Origin of the sequence: Planosporangium flavigriseum (assembly GCF_011947225.1) — a bacterium.
In the GTDB taxonomy this organism is placed as follows: domain Bacteria; phylum Actinomycetota; class Actinomycetes; order Mycobacteriales; family Micromonosporaceae; genus Planosporangium; species Planosporangium flavigriseum.
Genome location: NZ_JAATVW010000027.1, coordinates 1 through 19,282, shown reverse-complemented (window position 1 = coordinate 19,282; position 19,282 = coordinate 1). Strand labels below are relative to the sequence as shown.

Here is a 19,282-nt window from a genome sequence, read left to right as displayed (position 1 = left end):
CGGCGTCATTGACCTGGGCAGCCGGCGGGCGGATCGATGCGGATGAGCGTCATCATTCCGCCGAAGCTCGCGCCGAAGTTGGTCGCCTGCTGCAGTGCATGGCTGTGCGCCACGTGGTAGTACTCACCGCACTGGTTGTTCTGGACCACGCCGGGCGGCAGCTGCGCGTCGCTCTCCCCCAGGTACGGGCTCTCGCTGAACCAGGTCTCGGTACCGGGGCCGACGATCTGGTCCTGCAACTGCGGCAGCGGCACCGGGACCGGGTTGGTCGCGGAGTTCCAGTGCTCGGCGTCCTTCCAGGTCATCAGCGTGTCGACGGTCTGGCCGGGCGCCGGGTCGATGAGGAAGTTCGAGTACGACAGGTCCTTGCCGTCCGGTGCCTGCGCCGGGTGCCCGTCGCGCGCGATGAGCTGCTCGTCGCTTCCGTGCGGGTGGAACGGGTAGTTGGTGGTGCCGGCGTTGAGGTACCGGATGAGCGCCGGCCTCGGGTTGGTCTGCTCGTCGTACGGCCTGATGTGGATCAGCGCGCCGTACGGCTGGTTGGGCAGCCACTCCGCGTGGTTGGGAGCGATGGTGTCCGGCATGCTCCGGCCATTGATCATGAAGTAGCGCGGCGTGTAGTTGTTCCAGTTGTACGTACGCTTACGCTCCACGGCGAGGTGGGCGTCGGGGTCGACCTCGCTGAGCATGTACAGGTACTCGTGCGCCGGGTCGAACGTCGAGTCGGCCCGGCCGTTCTCCTGGTCGGGGTGGCCCTTGGTGCGTACGACGAGGGCGCCGAACAGGCCCATCTGCTGCTGCTTCTGCACGTCGGTGCCGGACTGGTACAGGTACGTGCCGGGCGCGCCGGCGACGAACGTGTAGGTCACCGAGCCGTTGTTGGCCGCCGCCGTCGTCGTCAGCGACGACAGGTTGCCGTTCGCGTCGTTCTCGGGCTGGGCGGGCTTGCCGCCCGCGAGGACCTTGTTCTGTCCCGGGAACATGATCGAGGTCGGCTCGGACAGCGCGTTGTGCAGCACCACCGTCACGTTCGCGCCGGACTCCACGCAGAGCGTCGGCCCGGGAAACTGGAAGGACCCGCCGGTGTCGCCGTAGCTCCACATGTAAATGGAGTTGCCGTCCGGGGTGGAGATATAGCCGCCGCTCGCGGTGAGCGAGAAACTGTTGCTCGGCGAGGTCTCGCACTCCAGTCCGTCGGTCGGCGCGGCCGCCGAACTCTGCGGCCCCGGGACGACCAGCACTCCGATGATCGCCGCGACCAGCGCGAACGGGGCCACACGCCGCAGGGCGCGGTTGAGGGATGGCATGTTCAGTCTCCTCATGTGTTCGCACCCGCCTGCGGGGCGAGCGTCCCGGTCGGGTACACCCGGATCTCGGTCATCTGCCCGCCGTAGCCGCGGCCGCCGCTGTTGGTCAGCGAGACGTAGTCGCGGTCGTAGAGCAGGAAGGTGGTCGGCCGGTCGACGGCCGGCGCTTCGAAGATGACGTCACGGCTCTCCCCCGGTCCGATCTCGACGGTGTTCGTGACCTGGTAGTTGGGCGTGCCGTCGCGCCCGCGCAGCAGGCCGGCGTCCTTGCCGACGACCGTCAGATCGATCCCGTCGACGGTCACCGCGTGGTTGCGGTAACCCAGGTTCGCCAGCCGGAGCAGCACCCGCTCACCGCTGTTGCAGGTGATCAGCGACGAGATGGGCTGGTACTGCAGGCGCGGGTCGTACCGCGCGTCCGCTCCCGCCTTCACCGGGTCGAAGTCGGGCGCGTTGGGCTTGACCGTGTCCGGGTACACCCGACCGTTGAGCGCGAAGAACGAGGGCTCGAAGTCGGTCCAGTCGTTGACCTGGATGTGCGCGTCGCGGTAGTGCGACTCGGCCCAGATCTCAGTCATCATGAACGCGAACTCCCGGTCGTACCGGGTCGAGCCGTCGCCACAGTTGTAGGCGTACGTGCCGGCCGGCACGCCGTGGGTGCCGTCGTTCTGGACCGGGCGCACGAACAGCATGCCCGTCATGCCCATCTGTACGTGCTCGACGTCCTCGAAGTGGCAGTGGTACATGTACGTGCCCGGGTCGTGCGGGCGGTAGAAGTACGTGAAGTCCCGGCCGATCGGCACCGAGATGGACAGTTCCGGGACGCCGTCGAACAGCGGGATCGCGTTCTGGAAGCCGTGCCAGTGAACGGTGTGCCCGTCGGTCAGGTCGGGCCGCATCGACAGGCCCAGGTTGGTCAGGGTGATCTTGACGTCGGTCTCCTGGTCGAAGCTCAGCATCGGCGCCGAGATCTGCGCCTTCCCGCGCTGCGCGGTGACCTCGTCCGGCGACATCCCGGTGACGTCGCGGAACCCGAAGACGTACAGGTTGGAGTTCTCCCGCGCGAGCGGGTCGGGCCAGAACGGCGGGATCGCCGGCGCGTCGCCCGGCATCGACACCCAGCCGTCGGTGCCGGCGAGATGGATCTCGGTGGACGGGTTCGGTACCTCGGCGGGCACCGCCAGCCCTCGGGGCCGCGCGGATGCGCCGACGGAACTGCCGGCGGGCAGTATCGCCCAGCCGGCGGCGCCGGCCACGCCGGCCAGGATGGCCCGGCGGCTGAGACCGCGTGGGGTTGCACGGTCGGACAAGGTGTCCTCCTTGTATCGGTCGCCGAGGCCTGCTGCTGCGAGAGCCGTCGGCGGGAAGAGCGAGGGGTACGGGACGGTCGGCCGGCGGGTCGCGGGCGGCGGCACCGATGCTGAAGGCCACCGCCGCCCGCGACGCGCGTCACCTACTTGTCGTGAACCCCAATATCCGGGCCAGCAGAGCTACGGCTATCTGGGCTAGCGGAGTCACGGCCGTCTCGTCAGCCCCGATGTCGGGGGTGGTGGAGCTACGGCCGTCGCCGTCGATGTCCCAACCCGGAGCGTTCACGGTCACCTCGTTGGCGGTGACCGATCCCGCGCCGGCGTTGATCGCCGGACTGGTGCCCCGCAGGTGGTAGTTGCCCATGTCAGTGCCTGACACGTTCTGCACCACGAGCACGGCCTGTCGGAACGAGGGGAACGTCCGGGAGGACTGGATCGTGACGCTGGTGAGGAACTGCCTGACCACCTGCGGGTCGACGCCGACCTTGTTGGACGAGTCCCCGGTGGTGCCCGTGCTGGTCTGCAGCACCGAGTTGGTCGGCGCGAGCTGGTCGGCCGGGTTGTCGGCCGATCCCATGTCCCAGTAGTTGACGGGATCGCCGGCCGGCGCGTCCGTCGAGCCGATGCCGCTGACGTACAGCCCGTTCCAGCTACCCGCCCGGTTGTTCCAGAAGATGTTGTTGAACAGCGTGGGGTCGCTGAACGTCGGGGAATCCGGCGGCAGGGTCACCTGCAGCTGAACGCTGTTCTCGGCGACGGACAGGCCGGCCGGGGCCGGCTTGCCGGTGCTCGTGACCGCGGTCGCCGTGGTGATGTTGTCCATCACCGTGTTGTTGACGATCCGCACGTCCGTGGCGTCGTCGAGCGCCAGGCCCCCACCCTCGTGGGTGGAGATGTTGCCCGCGATGACGTTGTTGGTGATCGCGATCGGAGCGTTGTTTACCTGCAGCAGCCGGATACCGCCACCGTCGTCGTTGGAAAGATTCGCCTGGACGTAGTTGGCGTCGATGGTCACCGGTCCGGAGCCCGCCGAGAGCTGGTTCGGGTCCGACGGCAGCTCACCGGCGATCATGATCCCGCCGGCCTCGTCGTAGGACTGGTTGAGGTACACCCGGTTGTTGGTGATCCGGCCGTTCGGCGACAGTCCGTACTGCGAGATGCCGCCGCCGTACTCGGCCGAGAAGTTGCCGCAGATGGAGTTGTGATCGATCGAGTAGCTGTCGCTACCCGTGAAGATCCCGATGCCGCCGGCCAGGTTGGTGCCGCCGTTGTCACGGATCTGGTTGCGGGAGATCCGCACGTTGTCGTTGTGGCTGTTGGTGTACGGGGTGCCGACGCGGATGGCGCCGCCGTACGAGCCGCTGTTGCCCTGGATGACGTTGTCGGTGATCTGGGTGTAGCTGTCAGCGGCGTGCAGGTGGACGCCACCGCCCTGGGTCACGACCGCGCCCGCGGCCCCGTACGGCGTCTTGATGCCGCCCGTGGTCTCGTTGATGTTGGCCGGGAAGTCCGACTGGTTGCCGCCGGTGATCTTGAATCCGTTGATCGTCGGTGCGTTGCCGGCGTTGAACTGTCCCTGCTTGGCCAGCACGGTGACCACCGCGCCGTCCGGCACCGCCGTCGGTCCGGCGTACTGCAGGGAGCCCACCAGGGCCACCCACGCCGTGCCACTGGGGTTGTCGATGGCGAACGCGCGGCCGTCGAGGACCGAGCCCGGCACGTACGCGCCGCCCGGGTACTGGCCACCGGGGCCGACACCCTGCAGGCGCACCGAGGAGTGGACGACCACGTTCTCGAAGTACGCGCCGACGGGGTTGTCGGTGCCCGGCTTGTTCGGCCAGACCGCCACCACCACGGTGTTGGTGCCACCGCCTGCCGCCGCCGCGGCCTCGAGGGCCGACTGCACCGTCGGGTAGTTCGTCTCGTTCGGCGACAGCGCCGACGCCGGCGCGTTCACCTGGATGAGCTTCGGGTCGGCCGGCGTGCCGGCGCCCTGGCCGATCCCGAGGAACTGCAGCGACAGGCCGTTGATGGTCTGCTTGCCGGCCGCCGTGGTGATGGACAGCGTCGCCGCGGTGGGCGACAAAGGGGCCCCGAGGATCACCTGGATCTGCCGGTTCGTCCAGCTGGTCACGAGCGCGGGAACGTCGCCCTGCGGGCCGGCCACCTTGACCGTGCCACGCAGCGTGCCGAACGAGTCGCCCTTGATGGTGATCTGGCGGTTGACGTCGGTCGGCCGAAGGTACGGCTTGGACACCGAAAACAGCTGCGGGATGTTGCCGGCGGGGTTGCACTGCACCGCGCCGATCTGGGTACTGCCCGGGGCCAGCGCCGACATCGCCACCTGGGTCGGCGCCGTGTCGGTCACGGTGAACAGGCCCGGCCACGCCTGGAAGTTCGTGGCGATGGTGCGGTACCTCGGGTTGTAGCTCTTGTTGAGATGCCCGGGTTGGCCGGGGTCGTTACCGACGAACCGGTACATGTTCGGACACGGCCCCGCGGGCACCGGGCAGTTGTAGGTGCTGGTCGATGGCTCGATCGCCTCGTAGAAACCGTTGAAGTCGGTGTCCACGGTGTCGACGAGCCGGCCCCGGTAGTCGTAGATACCCATCGGCACGTTCGGCAGGCCCTCGGCCTCGCCGTACTCCACGCTCTTCTTGTCGTGCGACAGGCCCAGGTCGTTGATGGTCAGGCCCCAGAAGTGTGTGGGCAGCGGGACCTCGGTGAACAGGTTGAAGTTCGGCGCGACCGTCTGGCCGGCGCGGACCGTCACCAGCTTGGCGTCGCACAGCGGCTTGTTCTGCCCTTCGTACGGGCTGCCACCGGCGGCGAGGAACGCCGGGTTGGTCACGTGCACCGGGTGGTCGGCGCCGGCGCATCCGGAGGTGATGCCGGTGCCGCCGGACGGGTTGCTGCCGGGAACCTTGACCGGGTAAGGGCCCGGCTGGTCGGCCGCCTGTTCGGGCGACGGCGGGAAGTTCTCCTGCGGCAGGTAGCCGTCACCGGTGAAGACGTTGACGTCCTCTTCCCTGGTGACCTGGTACATCTTGCCGCCGCCGACCGGGTTGTCGGGAATCTCGACCGAGACGATGTAGTCGTCCGGCACCAGCTTCTGCGTCTGACCGTTCGGCAGCGGTGCGTACAGCGCCAGGTCGTGATTGCCCGCGGGCTTGTTCGGGTCGCCCGGGTTCTGCGGGTCGCCCGGCGGGTACAGGTTGCGCTTCGAGTCGGTGAACGCGTAGTTGCCGTTCACGGTCTGGCCGAAGTTCGTCGGATCGTTCTCGCTGGGCGCGAACTGCACGCCCATCATCGGCGCCTCGACGCACATCTTGTCGGCGGCCGTGCCGAAGTCCGACAGCGCCTGCTGGTCGGTCAGTGGGGTGCCGTTCCACATCCGGGCCGTGCAGCCGCGACCGGCCTGCCAGGTCTCGGACGTGTACGCGTCGCCCAGCTCCGGCCCCTTGACCAGACCGTTGGCGTCCCGGATCGGGTCGCCGTTGTCGTCGCGGCGCACCGCGTACAGATGCACCTTGATTCCGGGGACACCCGGCTGGTACGTCTCGGTGGCCGCGTTGGCCGCGTCGAGTTCGTTGCGGGTGGTGTCGTAGGTGATGGTGCCGGCGATGCCGCCGTTCTCGTCACCTCGGTAGGGCTTGACGCCCCAGTCGACCGTGCCGCCCAGGCCGATGATCGGCAGGAAGTTGAGGTCGACGGCCGCGCCCTTCAGGGTCGTCGGGGTCGGCTCGTTGTCGGCCTGGTACGTGATACCCGTGGTCTGGTAACGGGTGTTGAACGCCTCGAGCACGAGCCACTTGCTCAGCGGGTACACCTGGTGGATGTCGTAGTAGCCGTTCTTGTCGGTGGTCACCGAGTTGGTGGCCTGGTCCATGAGCGAGTTGTCCCGCTCCTTGACCGTGACCGGGAACTGCGGCACACCGGACTCGCCCGGATCGCGCTTGCCGTTGCCGTTCGAGTCGATGAACACGGTGCCATGGATGTTGGTGAACCACCCGACGAGCATGTGGGTCCCGACGTCGACCAGCTGTCCGTTTCGGACGGTCACGTTGAACGAGTCCAGGATCAGCTCCTGCGGCTGGTCCCACAGCGTGAGCTGGTAGTCGCCGTCGGGCACGTTCTTGATGTCGTACTTGCCGTCGGTCCCGCCCCGGCCCATGTAGACCATCTGGTCACCGTTGCCGAGGGCGCTCAGGGCCACCCACGGCCGGGAGACCGGGCCGGAGATCTTCGCGCCGGCGACACCGGTCTCGGGGACGGTCGCGCCGCCCTCGCCGCCGATGTACGGGCGACCGACGACGGCGGTGCCTCTGATCTCGCCGGTCTTCGTCGTGTCCGTCAGGTTCTTCGGCGCGACGAAGCCGAAGTGGACGAACGGCACCGGCTCGCCACCGATCGTCTGCTCGGTGTCGAAGCCGGTGTCGCCCTCCTGCACCCAGACGTCCCAGTCGAAGTTACCCTCGAGCGTGGTGGTCTGCGCCCACACCTGGCCGGTGGGCGCCACCACCTGGGCCGCGTACCGGTTGGGCCCGAGGTTGGGGATGACGATTCTGCCCTCGGCGTCGCTGACGCACTTGCCCACCGAGCCGGGGGCGACCTTCGGCTTGCCGCCCTCGAAGACGATCGTGCCGCTCGGGTGGGTGGCGTCCGGCGCCGTGTGCACGTACTGGGTGCACAGCGGGTTGCCGTAGTAGTCGACGCTGACCTGTCCGAAGACGTCCGCCAGGTACGCCGTGAATCCCGGCAGGCCCTTCTCGGCGTCGACCTCGTACGTGCCGTCGACCGGGTTGGTGTCGTTGAACACCTGCAGGCGGACGGTGCCCAGCGGCAGCGGGTACGGCTGCATGGTGACGCGGACGCGCTTGGACTGGTCACTCACGACGGTGAAGTGCTGGCCATCGATCTTGTACCCGTCGGCGGTCACCGAGATGAGGTACTTGCCGGGCTCCAGACCGTTCAGCTGGACGCCTTCGTCGAGCTTGGTCTCGTCGCCCTGAGCGACGATCGGCACCGCCCCCGGAGTGGCGCGCACGGACGGCCACTGGCACTTGTCGGCGAAGTCAGCGGTGGTGCCCGCGACGCCGGAGCTGGGCGGCAGACAGTTCGCCAGCGCGTCGTGCGGGTTGCCCACGTCGTCGGACGTGATGAGCCACTTGTAATGGGCGACCTTGTCACCCTTCTGAATTTCCGGTGCCGGGCCGACCGTCCGGGCGCTCTCCACCCGCAGCGTGATGCTGCCGGGCGTGGTAGCCGCCACGGCCACCTCGGGAAGCGCAGTCACCACGGTGAAACCGGCCAGTCCTAACAGGCCGGTCGCCGCGACGGTCAACCATCGCCGGGAGAGGTGACGCAACATGCGGTAACCCCCTCGGGTCCTCCGACTGCCGGCCCGGACGGACTGGCATCAGCACGGATCTTTGGGGTTGCCTGGGAGTTCGCTGAGTTTTATGACGGGGCTGTCATGTGACTGTCATGGTCGATGTCATCCATCGACTCGGCCACATGCGTTACAGTGCCGGGCCGTCGGCTGGCCGGAGCTATCCGATCGATCGGACGGGGTCAGCTGACCGGTGACCCGGGACTCAACCATGTCGTTGGATGTTTCCGACATAAAACCCAGCTCGTACCCGCCCCACACCCGGATCTGGCGGTCATCCCACATTCCGGATGCAATAGGTGCGCCGACGAGGTGACGTCCATGCCTGTCATGTTCGGCGAAGCCGGAGCGCTCGGGAGAGGCTGACGCGTGAGTCGGGTTCTAGTGATCGAGGACGACGATCGGATTGCGCGGCTTGTGTCCCGCGCGCTCCAGGACGACGGGCACGGCGTGGAACGCGCCGCGCGCGGTAACGATGGGCTCAACGAAGCCCTGGCGGGCGACTTCGATCTGGTCGTCCTCGATCTGATGCTGCCCGACATCCTCGGCACCCAGGTACTGGAGCGGCTCGTCGAGGTACGCCCCGAGCAGCGGGTGCTCGTGCTCTCGGCAGTCCCCGAGATCGGCACCCGGGTCTCCGTGCTGGAGGCGGGCGCGTCCGACTTCCTCGGCAAGCCGTTCGCCGTCGCCGAACTGCTCGCGCGGGTACGGGCCCGGCTGCGCGTACCGGCGCCCGGCGCGGCCGCGCGGTGGCTTCGCGCCGGCCCGGTCCTTCTCGACCTGCGCTTACGCCGCGCCGAGGTGGCCGGCAGCCACGTCGAGCTGTCGTACCGGGAGTTCCTGCTGCTCCAGCACGTGATGCGGCGCGCCGGGCAGGCGTGCAGCCGCACCGAACTGCTCTCCGACGTCTGGGGGCTCACCTTCGACCCGGGCAGCAACGTCGTGGACGTCTGCGTCCGCCGGTTACGCCTGAAGCTGGACCGGTCTGATCGCATCGAGACGGTACGCAATGTGGGCTACCGCTTCACCACCGACTAACCGCCTGCTCGTCGGCGGCTGGGCCGTCGCCGCCGTGCTCTGGTCGGCGCTGATGTACGTGCTGCCCGGCCAGGAGACCGTCCCCTTCCACTTCATCTGGATCGGCCTGGCGCTCGTCTACGGGTTCACCCGCTGGCGGCTCACCGGCATGGTCACCGCGCTGGTGCTGGTCACCGCGGTCACCGGGTACATCCTGTGCCACCACGCAGCCCAGGGCTACATCGGCTGGGAGGAGACCGCCGAGGTACCCCTGATGGCGAGCCTGTTCGGGGTCATGGTCTGGCACGTCAACCGGCGCAACCTCGCCGTCGGCCAGGTGAAGCGACTGGCCGAGGCCGAGCACCGACGGCTGGAGGTGCAGCAACTCTTCGTCCGGCTGGCCTCGCACGAACTGCGTACCCCGATCACCGTTGCGCGCGGGTACACCGAGCTCGTCCGCGCCACCCACGACGACGCGGCGACCCTCGAAGACACCGAGGTGGTCCTGGACGAGCTGGACAAGCTCACCCGCATCACCCAGCGGCTGGTCACCCTCATGCAGCTGGAGGAGCCGTACCCGCTGTGCTCGACCGACCTGGACCAGGAGCTGCTGCGCATCGCCCACCGCTGGGAGCCGACCGCGGACCGGCGCTGGAGCGTGCGCTCCGACATCGGTACCGGGATGGTGAACCCCGAACGGCTGGAGGCGGCCCTGGACTGCCTCATCGAGAACTCCGTCAAGTTCACCGGCCCCGGTGACCGCATCGAGATCGTCGGTCGGCGTGACGCGTCCGGCTGGGAGGTACAGGTGGCCGACGGCGGCACCGGCATGACGGCCGAGGAGGCCGCGGCCGTCGGCACGTGGGCCCCGCGCGGGCGCACCGCCACGGGTACCGGGCTCGGCCTGGCGATCGTCCACTCGGTGGTGCACGCGCTCGGCGGGCAGGTCGAGATCGAGACAGCGGAGGGCTGCGGCACGACGGTCACGCTGTCGGTCCCCACCGGCCCGACCGACGCTACGACCCCGATGATCCCGGCCCAGCGGACGCCTGCGACCGTGCTGGCCCCGTAACGGATCCCCCGTTCGCGGCTACCCCGACGGCCGGCGGACGGCGGCGCGCCCGGATCAGGGCGACGATCAGCACGCCGACTACCACGGTCATTCCGGCGAGCAGCGTCAGCAGCCACGCCTGCGCCGGTGTCGCCCGCCCGGCGTCGGCCGGCTTGCCCAGCCACCGCAGTACCCCGTGGACCTCGAACGGTGTACCGTCCGCGGTCGCGTGCACCGTCCAGTCGCCGACGAGGTGCGGGTGGGTCGGGTCCGCCGCGACGGCGGGCGGCCGATCGCGGCCCATCCAGTGAATGCGGTGGTCGTGCCAGCGCGCGATGCCGGTGCCGCCGAGCTGCTTCCAGGCCGGCGCCACGCTGCTGCCGCCCGCACCGGCCGTAGGCACACTGTCGGCGAACAGGGCGCGGTTGAGGTACGTCGTCTGCGACAACTGGTTCTCCTCCGCGCCTGTGGCGGTGAGCCGCAGGTACGGCTCACCGGTGTAGCCGAGCACCAGGACCGTCGCAGGACCGGAGTTGGCCAGCTCAACCCATTCCCCGCCCGGGTCGACGCGCGCCGTCACCCCCGCCATGGCCGGAGTGACACCACCGGCTAGCTCGGTGCGGTAGTACGAGGCGTCCGGCAACTGCGGTCCCGGCGCGTGGGCGCCGGCCGGGGCCGATCCGAGCAGGATCGCAGCCAGTACCGCCAGCGCGCCGAGCGCACCCCGAGTCCCCCTGATCACGGGGCAATTGTCGCTGGAGCGGCGGCCAGGGGCCAGAAAAATGACCGAGCTGTCATGGCGTGTTTGAGGATGCGGGGAAGGTTCCCGCTCACCGGCGCCCGCCAACGCGCCCCGTGGACACCGATCGCGGCGGCCGCAAAGCGTCCGCCGCCTGCCGCAGCAGCCTGCTCGTCGTCGTCGGCCCGCGACGCTCCTCCAATGCCCGGCTCAACCACCGGAGGGCGGCCACGATCAGCGGCATCACGACGATCACGACCAGCCAGCGCGCAAGCAACTTCGCCACCATGGTTGCCTCGCCTTCGTCCGCGGGCTGCCTGAGCCATACCCCTGCGGACCGGCGGTATGCCGGCCTGCCGAGGAGATCGAAAGGGTCCTGTTGTGCGCTGTGAACCTGACGTTCCCGATCAGATCCGCTGTGCTCGCCGGCGAATCTTCGGTAGGTTCGACAGAGAGCCATCCACGGTTACTCGGGGAGCTTATGGCTGAGGAGCTTTTGGCCGCTGTTCCGCGGCAACGCGGCACCGGGGCCACGATCCTGCACGAAGTGACCGAGGCCGAAGGGTACATCGCCTCGATCTGCTTCAAGACCGGCCCACCCGCACTCGTCGGCACGGAGCTGGAGTGGACCGTCCACCACGAGGACGCCCCCGGAGATCCGCTCGACCCGGCGCTGCTGCGCCGAACCCTCGGCCCCCATGCTCCCCCCACCCTGGCCCCCGAAGCCCCCCATCAGCCACTTCCCGGCGGCGGCATCGTGACGCTCGAGCCGGGCGGCCAGGTGGAGATCTCGTCGGCCCCGGCCGCCTCGCTGACCGCGTTACGCCAGTCCGTCGACCGCGACCGGACCCACCTGATCCAGCTCCTGGCCGCAGCCGGCCTGCGACTCGGTGAATCCGGCATCGATCCGCACCGGCACCCCCGCCGGCTGCTCGACACCCCCCGGTACGCGGCCATGCAGCGCGCGTTCGACTCGCACTCCGACCACGGCCGCACCATGATGTGCAGCACCGCCGGCCTGCAGGTCTGTGTGGACGCGGGCGAACCCCACCGCCTGGTGCGGCGGTGGGCCGCGGTACACGCGCTCGGCCCGGTCCTCCTCGCGACGTTCGCGACCGCCCGCCGGCACGCAGGCCGCGACAGCGGCTGGGCATCCGCGCGGATGCGGGCCTGGCTCGGCATCGACCACCGGCGCAGCGGCCCGGTCGGCCGGGCGACGGACCCCGCGGTCGATCCAGCGACGGCCTGGGCACGGTACGCCCTGACCGCTCCCCTGCTCTGCGTACGCCGGCCCGGCCCGCGCTGGGACGCCCCGCCAGGGGTCACCTTCGCCGACTGGATCGCCGGCGCGCTCACGCCTCCGCCGACCACCGAGGACCTCGACTACCACCTCGGCACGCTGTTCCCGCCGATCCGCCCGCGTGGGTACCTGGAGCTGCGCTTCCTCGACACCCAGCCCGCCGACGAATGGTTCGCGCCGGTCGCGGTCGTGTCGGCGCTGCTCGACGACGACCGGGCGCTCGACGCGGCGCGCGCGGCGTGTGAGCCGGTCGAGGGCCGGTGGCTGGACGCGGCCCGGCTGGGGCTGTCCGATCCCGCCCTCGCCACGGCCGCGGCACGGGTGTGCGAGGAGGCTTCACGCGCGCTCGACCGTACCGATCTGCCGGCGGCCGACCGCGCCGCGGTACTGGACATCCTCGACCGACGCTTGCCCGGGAGGCGGAGAGCATGATCGACGAAACGGCCGAACAGCTGCGCGAACGGGTCGCGGTCGAGCTGGAGCGCGCCAGGGCGCGGACGGCGCTCCTGACCGACGCCGTGGACGACGACGACCTGATCCGCCAGCACTCGCCGCTGATGTCGCCGCTCGTGTGGGACCTGGCGCACGTCGGCAACCAGGAAGAGCTGTGGCTGGTCCGCGACGTGGGCGGGCGCGACCCGGTACGCCACGACATCGACGAGCTGTACGACGCGTTCAAGCACGTCCGCGCCGACCGCCCGCAACTGCCGCTGCTCGGCCCGGCAGAGGCCCGCGGGTACGTGGCAACCGTGCGCGACAAGGTCCTCGACCTGCTCGGCGGCGTGCCGTTCGAGGGTCGCCGGCTCACCACGGACGGCTTCGCGTTCGGCATGATCGTCCAGCACGAGCAGCAGCACGACGAGACGATGCTCGCCACCCACCAACTCCGGGTCGGCCCCGCCGCCCTGAACGCGCCGCCCCCGCCGCCGGCCGGAGCGCGCGTCGCCGGCGAGGTGCTGGTCCCCGGCGGCCCGTTCACCATGGGAACCTCCACCGAGGCCTGGGCGCTCGACAACGAGCGCCCCGCACACGTCGTCGACGTACCGGCGTTCTTCATCGACGCCGCCTGCGTCACCAACCGCGAGTACGCCCGGTTCATCGCCGAGGGCGGCTACAGCCAACCACGGTGGTGGAGCGAGGACGGCTGGCGGCACCGGATGGAGGCCGACCTGACCGCGCCGATGCACTGGCAGCGCGACGGTGACGGGTGGGCGTACACCCGGTTCGGTCGAACCGAACCCGTCAACCCCGACGAGCCGGTCGTGCACGTCTGCTGCTACGAGGCGCAGGCGTACGCGGCGTGGGCCGGCAAGCGGCTGCCGACCGAGGCGGAGTGGGAGAAGGCCGCCCGGTTCGACCCGGCGACCGGACGTTCCCGCCGGTACCCGTGGGGCGACGAGTCCCCGAGTGCGCACCGCGCGAACCTCGGCCAGCGCCACCTCGCCCCGGCTCCTGCCGGCGCGTACCCGGACGGCGCCTCGCCGCTGGGCGTACACCAGCTCATCGGCGACGTGTGGGAGTGGACCAGTTCGGACTTCGTCGGCTACCCCGGCTTCGCGGCGTTCCCGTACCGCGAGTATTCGGAGGTGTTCTTCGGTCCGAAGTACAAGGTGCTGCGCGGCGGCTCGTTCGGCACCGACGCGGCCGCCTGCCGGGGGACGTTCCGCAACTGGGACTTCCCGATCCGCCGGCAGATCTTCAGCGGCTTCCGCTGTGCAAGGGATGCTGAACCCGTCTGATGTGTCGTCACCTGGCCTACCTCGGTCCGCCGGTACCGCTGGCCCGGCTGCTGACCGAGCCGGCACACTCGCTGCTGCGCCAGTCGTGGGCACCGCGGCACATGCGCGGCGGCGGCACGATCAACGCCGACGGATACGGATTCGGCTGGTACCCCGGCGGCTATCCCAGCGGCGCGGCGGCCGCGCTGCGGTACCGGCGCAACTGTCCGATGTGGTCCGACGGCAACCTGCCCGCCCTCGCTGCCGGGATCACGTCCGGCGGCGTCCTGGCGGCGGTCCGCAACGCGACGACCGGGATGCCCGTGGTCGAGACGGCGATCGCCCCGTTCGCCGAGGGCCCGTGGCTGTTCAGCCACAACGGCGTCATCGCCGGGTGGCCGGATTCGGTCGCCAAGCTCGCCGACCGGCTGCCAACGCGCGATCTGCTCACCCTCGACGCGCCCACCGACGCCGCCCTGCTGTGGGCGCTGGTACGCGCGAGTCTGCGTGCCGGCGCCGCACCCGCCGCCGCCGTCGCGCACGTGGTCGCCGAGGTCGCCCGGGCGGCACCGGGTTCCCGGCTGAACCTGCTCCTCACCGACGGCTCGCAGATCGTCGCCACCACCGCCGGCCATGCCCTGTCCATCCGTCGCACCACCGGCCGCGATGCCGCCGACCACGTACTGGTGAGCTCGGAACCGCTCGACAACGACCCTGGCTGGGAGCCCGTACCCGAGGGGCGGCTCGTCGTCGCCACCCCGGAACATGTTGACACCACGGAATGGGGAAGCCCGTGAACGTGCCGGACCTGGAGACTTACCTCGACGACGCCGACCTCGCGCGGTCCCTGCGCGCCGACGTGCGCACCGGCCTGACCGCGACGGCGAAGTGGCTGCCACCGAAGTGGTTCTACGACGCGCGCGGCAGCGCCCTGTTCGAGGAGATAACCCGGCTTCCGGAGTACTACCCGACCCGCGCCGAGCGGGCGGTTTTACAGGCCCGCGCGCCGGAGATCGCCCGGATCACCGCGGCGAAGACGCTGGTCGAATTGGGTTCCGGATCGTCGGAGAAGACCCGGCTGCTGCTGGACGCGCTCTCCGCCGACGGCGCGCTGGGAACGTTCATCCCGCTGGACGTGTCCGCGGCGGCGCTGAGCGAGGCCGTCGCCGCGCTGACGGCCGAGTACCCGGGCCTGACGGTGCGCGGCATCGTCGGCGACTTCACCCGGCACCTGCGGCTCCTGCCCGGCGGCGGAACCCGGCTCGTCGCCTTCCTCGGCGGTACGATCGGCAATCTGCTGCCGGCGGAGCGCCACGAGTTCCTGACCACCCTGCGCGCCGCCCTTGATGCCGGCGAGTGGCTGTTGCTCGGGACCGACCTGGTCAAGGACGAGAGCGTGCTGCTGCCCGCGTACGACGACGCGGCCGGGGTGACCGCCGAGTTCAACCGCAACGTGCTGCGCGTGGTCAACCGGGAACTGGGCGCCGCGTTCGACGTCGATACGTTCGATCACGTGGCGAGGTGGGACCCGACCAACGAATGGATCGAGATGCGGCTCGCGGCCCGCACCGCGATGCGCGTACCGATCCCCGAGCTGGATCTTGTTGTCGACTTCGCAGCCGGAGAGCAGGTACGCACGGAGGTGTCGGCGAAGTTCCGCCGGGAGGGGCTGGAGCGCGAACTGGAGGGGGCCAACTTCACGCTGCGCCACTGGTGGACCGATCCGGACGGGCTCTTCGCCGTCTCGCTGTCCCAGGCCCGGTGAGCCGTCTTGCGGCGGCCGTTAGCGATGGGCGGCGAGCGGGTAACCAGGTACTCGTACGGTCAGGCGGGGCCAGCGGAAGGATGTTGACATGGAACCGGTCAGGCGATGGTGGCGGTGGTTCACCGCGACGGCGTCCGCAAGTGTGATGGCCGCGACCGTGACCCTGTGGCTGCTTCCCGCGGCGGCCTGGGCGCAGAGCGGGCCGCCGGTGGCCCTGGTCGGTAACGAACTGGCCCGCAGGCCGCGCGGCGGCGGCGGGCTCCTGTTCGGCTGCTGCTGCCTGGCCGTCGTACTGATCGTCGTGATCATCGTCCTGCTGGTCAGGCGCCGTCGCCAGTCACCACCGCCTCCGCAGTAGCCGGCAGTACAACCCGGACCAGCCGACCCTGACCCGGTTGCCCAATTCGGCAGCGGGCGATGGCCGACGGCAATCCGACCGCTTCCACGCCCCGGCACCCCGACACGATCACCGCTGGTCACGTGACCAACGGTCGTGCGCCCCGGTCCGCCACCCCGTCCCCGGATTGCCTGCGGGGCTGCGCGTCCGCCCGCCTTTCTGACAGCCTCCCCATAGACAGGCCTCAAATCCTGGGGCCGCAACGGGGAGGCAGGCATGAAGCGAACTACCCGGATCCGCGCCGCCGTCGGCGCGTTGACGGCGGCGGTCGCGCTCGGGCCGGCGGTGGCCGCTCCGGCATCCGCCGCACCGCCGCACGACCCGACCGTGAAGGTCCCGGCGGTCGACTGGAAACCGTGCCCGGACCTGGCAGAGGTCGACTGTGGCTCGGTCACTGTTCCGATCGACTGGTCCAAGCCGTACGGCGAGACCGTCGACATCGCGCTCGCCAGGCAGAAGGCCACCGACCCGGCGGCCCGGATCGGTTCCATCCTCATCAACCCGGGCGGCCCCGGCGGCTCCGGAGTGGACTGGGCCAAGGGCGGGCCGATCTTCTCCCCCGAGGTGCACCGCCGGTTCGACGTGGTTGGCTTCGACCCGCGCGGCGTGGGCGGCAGCCACCCGGTGCTGTGTGACCTGGACATCGAGGTGGAGTCGGTGCCGCCGGTGCCGCGCGACCGGGCCGAGTTCGACGCGGTCGTGGCGCACAACAAGGCCCTCGGCGACAGTTGCCGCAAGCTCACCGGGCCGCTGTTCGACTTCGTCGACACCGCGAGCGTCACCCGGGACATGGACGCCATCCGCGCCGCGCTGGGTGAGCACAAGCTCAACTATTACGGTGTCTCGTACGGCACGCTGATGGGCCAGCAGTACGCCGAACTGTTCCCGCGCCGGATCCGCACCATGGTCATCGACAGCAATATGGACCACAGCCTGCGCACCACCTGGCAGTTCCTGCAGACCGAGGCGACCGCCGCGCAGGAGAACTTCGACCAGTTCATCACCTGGTGCGGGCGTACCGCGGCGTGCGCGCTCCACGGGCAGGACGTCCGCAAGGTCTTTGGGGACCTGTACGCGCGGGCCGGACGCGGGGAACTCACCTTTCCCGGCTCCGACATCAAGATCGAGCAGTTCCAGCTGTTGAGCTTCACCAACGGCTCGTTCTACGGCCCCAGCTGGCAGTTCCTGGCCGACTTCCTGAAGGAGCTGAGCACCGGGCAGCCGAACCCGGCGATCGACCAGCGCGCCGCGGCGGTGTTGGCCGGCAGCCGGACTGCCGGCAGCCGGATCGGTGATCGCCGCGCCGGGCACGGCGAACCGGTCCCGGACCCGTTCTCGGCGGTCTTCTGCCAGGACTGGCGCCTGCCGGTACACGACTTCGTCGAGCTGGAGGCCTACCGGCGGGCGCTCACCCTCGTCGCGCCGGACATGAAGCTCTCGCCACTGGGGTGGGGTGCGACGACCTCCTGCCTCGGCTGGCCGGCCCGCGTACGCAACCCACAACACCGGCTCGAGGTAGCGAGCGCACCGCCGATCCTGATGCTCAACAGCCGGTACGACCCGGCGACGCCGTACCAGTGGGCCACCAACGCGTCCCGGCAGATGGGCGCGGCGCTACTGACCTACGACGGTTGGGGGCACGGCTCCTACTTCAAGGGCAGCAGCTGCGTCACCGGAGCGGTCGACACCTACTTCCTCACCGGCGCGACGCCCAACCGGGGCACCCACTGTCCCGCCGTCGAGCCGCCCACCGAGGCGCAGCTCAGGACGCAGAGCCCGACGCGGCCCCGCTGGCCGCTGACGGACACACCGACCTGGACGACCCCGCACCAGCCATAACCGAGTCGCGTCGTAAACAAGACACCACGGGAGGGCTGCGGGCTGTCCGGTCCGGCAGCCCTCCCGCCGGGCCACCCCTAGGCTGGCTGCGTGACCACTCCGCCGACCGCGACGACGGTCCCTTTCGTCGGCCGCGAGTCCGAGGTGTTCCGGCTCGGCGCGGCGTGGGGCGCGGCCACCCGCGGCCGGCCGACCCTCGTGGTGATCGCCGGCGAGGCCGGCATCGGCAAGACGCGGGTGGCGGCCGAGACGGTACGCCTGGCCAATGACACCGGCGGCACGGTGCTGTCGGCGCGCTGCCAGGAGGCGGAGCGCTCGCTGTTGCTGCAGCCGGTCCTGGAGGCGATCGAACGTCACGCGGCGCAGCTACCGCCCGACGTCCTGCGCCGGCTCGCCGGGCAGCGGGCGGCCGCGCTCGCCGCGCTCGTGCCCCACGTGGGGTCGGTGCTCGGCCCGGTCCTCACCACCCCGGCCAGCCGCACGGTACGGCGACACCTGGCGCAGGAGGCGGTCACCGGTTTCCTGCACGCTCTGGCCGAGCACCAACCCGTGCTGCTGGTACTCGACGACCTCCACAACGCCAGCGACGCGACCGTTCAACTACTGCGTGCGGTCGCCCGCAGTACGGGTACCCGGCTGCTCGTCGTCGCGACCGTACGCACGACGGAGGGCGCGGCGGTCCTGGAGGCGCTCGCCGACGTGGCGAACCGCCTGGACCTCGGGCCGCTGCCACCTGCCGCCGTGACCAGGCTGGTGACCGAGGCCGGGTGGGCCGACCTCGCCGGTGAGGTGCGGGACCGCACCGGGGGCCACCCGCTGTTCATCGTGGAGACGCTCCGCGACCTCGCCGCGGGCGGCACCGGAGTGCCGGACTCCCTGGAGGCGGCCCTGCTCGGCCGACTGCGCCGGCTGGGCACGGACACCGAACGAGTTCTGCGCGCTGCCTCAGTGCTCGGTATGACCGTCGACCCGGCGACCCTCGCCCGCCTGGTCGACCTGCCGTTACAGCAGACCGCGACGCACTGCGAGGCCGCTCTGTCGGCCGGACTGCTCACGGCGGCGGACGGCGGCTACGACTTCGCGCATGACCTGGTGCGCGAGGTCGTGTATGCGACGACTCCGGCGCCGGCGCGAGCCGTGCACCACCTGCGCGCCGCTGAACTGCTCGATCACCGTCCGGAGGCGATGGCGGCGCACGCGGCCGCGGTCGGCGACTGGTCCCGGGCGGCTCGGGGTTGGCTGCGCGCCGGCGACGAGGCGGCCCGCCGGCTCGCCACCGCCGACGCCGAGGCGCTGCTGACACAGGCCGGCGAGGCGGCCCGCCGGGCCGGGCACGCCGGCCTCGAGGCGCGCGCCGAGACCCGGCTGCGGAAGCTCCGCGACAGTGGCTAGCCCGCCAACTAAAGATCCATAGGCAGACAACCGGCCGTTCGTACCGGCGACTGCC

General features: G+C 70.3%; 14 protein-coding genes. 10 read left to right on the top strand and 4 right to left on the bottom strand.

Annotation, left to right across the window (positions count from 1 at the left end; genetic code table 11):
• Positions 1-5: 5 nt before the first annotated feature.
• The 3 genes from HC028_RS24735 to HC028_RS24725 form a co-directional block, all read right to left on the bottom strand.
• Positions 6-1,307: a multicopper oxidase domain-containing protein gene (locus HC028_RS24735; RefSeq protein WP_168079822.1), complete on the bottom strand. Its 1,302-nt coding sequence runs from the start codon at positions 1,305-1,307 to the stop codon at positions 6-8.
• 11 nt (positions 1,308-1,318) lie between these two features.
• A complete protein-coding gene (locus HC028_RS24730) occupies positions 1,319-2,617 on the bottom strand; it encodes a multicopper oxidase domain-containing protein (protein ID WP_203981522.1) in 1,299 nt (432 codons plus the stop codon).
• Positions 2,618-2,756: 139 nt separating this feature from the next.
• Positions 2,757-7,988 carry an SdrD B-like domain-containing protein gene (locus HC028_RS24725; RefSeq protein ID WP_168079821.1) on the bottom strand — a complete coding sequence of 1,744 codons (5,232 nt, stop codon included), beginning with the start codon at positions 7,986-7,988 and terminating at the stop codon, positions 2,757-2,759.
• Positions 7,989-8,378: 390 nt separating this feature from the next.
• Here HC028_RS24725 and HC028_RS28615 point away from each other — a divergent pair, with 390 nt between their 5' ends.
• Both HC028_RS28615 and HC028_RS24715 read left to right on the top strand, forming a co-directional pair.
• Positions 8,379-9,047: a response regulator transcription factor gene (locus HC028_RS28615; protein WP_168079820.1), complete on the top strand. Its 669-nt coding sequence runs from the start codon at positions 8,379-8,381 to the stop codon at positions 9,045-9,047.
• Complete coding sequence (locus tag HC028_RS24715; RefSeq protein WP_168079819.1) at positions 9,019-10,098, top strand: sensor histidine kinase; 1,080 nt, start codon at positions 9,019-9,021, stop codon at positions 10,096-10,098. The genes HC028_RS28615 and HC028_RS24715 overlap by 29 nt, the downstream gene beginning before the upstream one ends.
• On the opposite strand, the gene HC028_RS24710 is transcribed toward HC028_RS24715, so the two are convergent.
• The gene (locus HC028_RS24710) at positions 10,043-10,819 is read right to left on the bottom strand and encodes a hypothetical protein (protein ID WP_168079818.1); all 777 of its coding nucleotides are present in this window, start codon (positions 10,817-10,819) and stop codon (positions 10,043-10,045) included. The two genes, HC028_RS24715 and HC028_RS24710, sit on opposite strands and share 56 nt — an antisense overlap.
• Positions 10,820-10,932: 113 nt before the next feature.
• On the opposite strand from HC028_RS24710, the gene HC028_RS24705 reads away from it, so the two are divergent.
• The 8 genes from HC028_RS24705 to HC028_RS24670 all read left to right on the top strand — a co-directional run bounded on the left by HC028_RS24705 (position 10,933) and on the right by HC028_RS24670 (position 19,227).
• Positions 10,933-11,208 (top strand): hypothetical protein, encoded by a 276-nt coding sequence (locus tag HC028_RS24705; protein ID WP_168079817.1) that lies wholly within the window; start codon positions 10,933-10,935, stop codon positions 11,206-11,208.
• Positions 11,209-11,297: 89 nt separating this feature from the next.
• Positions 11,298-12,548, top strand: coding sequence for an ergothioneine biosynthesis glutamate--cysteine ligase EgtA (gene egtA, locus HC028_RS24700; RefSeq protein WP_168079816.1), 1,251 nt, complete (start codon positions 11,298-11,300; stop codon positions 12,546-12,548).
• Positions 12,545-13,855 (top strand): ergothioneine biosynthesis protein EgtB, encoded by a 1,311-nt coding sequence (gene egtB / locus HC028_RS24695; protein WP_168079815.1) that lies wholly within the window; start codon positions 12,545-12,547, stop codon positions 13,853-13,855. The genes egtA and egtB overlap by 4 nt, the downstream gene beginning before the upstream one ends.
• Positions 13,855-14,631, top strand: coding sequence for an ergothioneine biosynthesis protein EgtC (gene egtC, locus HC028_RS24690; RefSeq protein WP_168079814.1), 777 nt, complete (start codon positions 13,855-13,857; stop codon positions 14,629-14,631). The genes egtB and egtC overlap by 1 nt, the downstream gene beginning before the upstream one ends.
• The gene (gene egtD / locus HC028_RS24685) at positions 14,628-15,599 is read left to right on the top strand and encodes an L-histidine N(alpha)-methyltransferase (RefSeq protein ID WP_168079813.1); all 972 of its coding nucleotides are present in this window, start codon (positions 14,628-14,630) and stop codon (positions 15,597-15,599) included. Before egtC ends, egtD begins: the two co-directional genes overlap by 4 nt.
• A gap of 88 nt (positions 15,600-15,687) precedes the next feature.
• Positions 15,688-15,957 (top strand): hypothetical protein, encoded by a 270-nt coding sequence (locus HC028_RS24680; protein WP_168079812.1) that lies wholly within the window; start codon positions 15,688-15,690, stop codon positions 15,955-15,957.
• A gap of 255 nt (positions 15,958-16,212) precedes the next feature.
• Entirely contained in the window at positions 16,213-17,835 is a 1,623-nt protein-coding gene (locus HC028_RS24675) for an alpha/beta hydrolase (RefSeq protein ID WP_168079811.1), read from the top strand.
• A gap of 90 nt (positions 17,836-17,925) precedes the next feature.
• A complete protein-coding gene (locus HC028_RS24670) occupies positions 17,926-19,227 on the top strand; it encodes an ATP-binding protein (protein ID WP_168079810.1) in 1,302 nt (433 codons plus the stop codon).
• Positions 19,228-19,282 lie beyond the last annotated feature (55 nt).

Excerpts from the sequence above, each read along its gene's own strand:
- HC028_RS24735 (WP_168079822.1), bottom strand. The coding sequence starts at position 1,307 with ATGCCATCCCTCAACCGCGCCCTGCGGCGTGTGGCCCCGTTCGCGCTG.
- HC028_RS24725 (WP_168079821.1), bottom strand. The coding sequence starts at position 7,988 with ATGTTGCGTCACCTCTCCCGGCGATGGTTGACCGTCGCGGCGACCGGC.
- HC028_RS24715 (WP_168079819.1), top strand. The coding sequence starts at position 9,019 with ATGTGGGCTACCGCTTCACCACCGACTAACCGCCTGCTCGTCGGCGGC.
- egtA (WP_168079816.1), top strand. The coding sequence starts at position 11,298 with ATGGCTGAGGAGCTTTTGGCCGCTGTTCCGCGGCAACGCGGCACCGGG.
- egtB (WP_168079815.1), top strand. The coding sequence starts at position 12,545 with ATGATCGACGAAACGGCCGAACAGCTGCGCGAACGGGTCGCGGTCGAG.
- egtC (WP_168079814.1), top strand. The coding sequence starts at position 13,855 with ATGTGTCGTCACCTGGCCTACCTCGGTCCGCCGGTACCGCTGGCCCGG.
- HC028_RS24680 (WP_168079812.1), top strand. The coding sequence starts at position 15,688 with ATGGAACCGGTCAGGCGATGGTGGCGGTGGTTCACCGCGACGGCGTCC.
- HC028_RS24675 (WP_168079811.1), top strand. The coding sequence starts at position 16,213 with ATGAAGCGAACTACCCGGATCCGCGCCGCCGTCGGCGCGTTGACGGCG.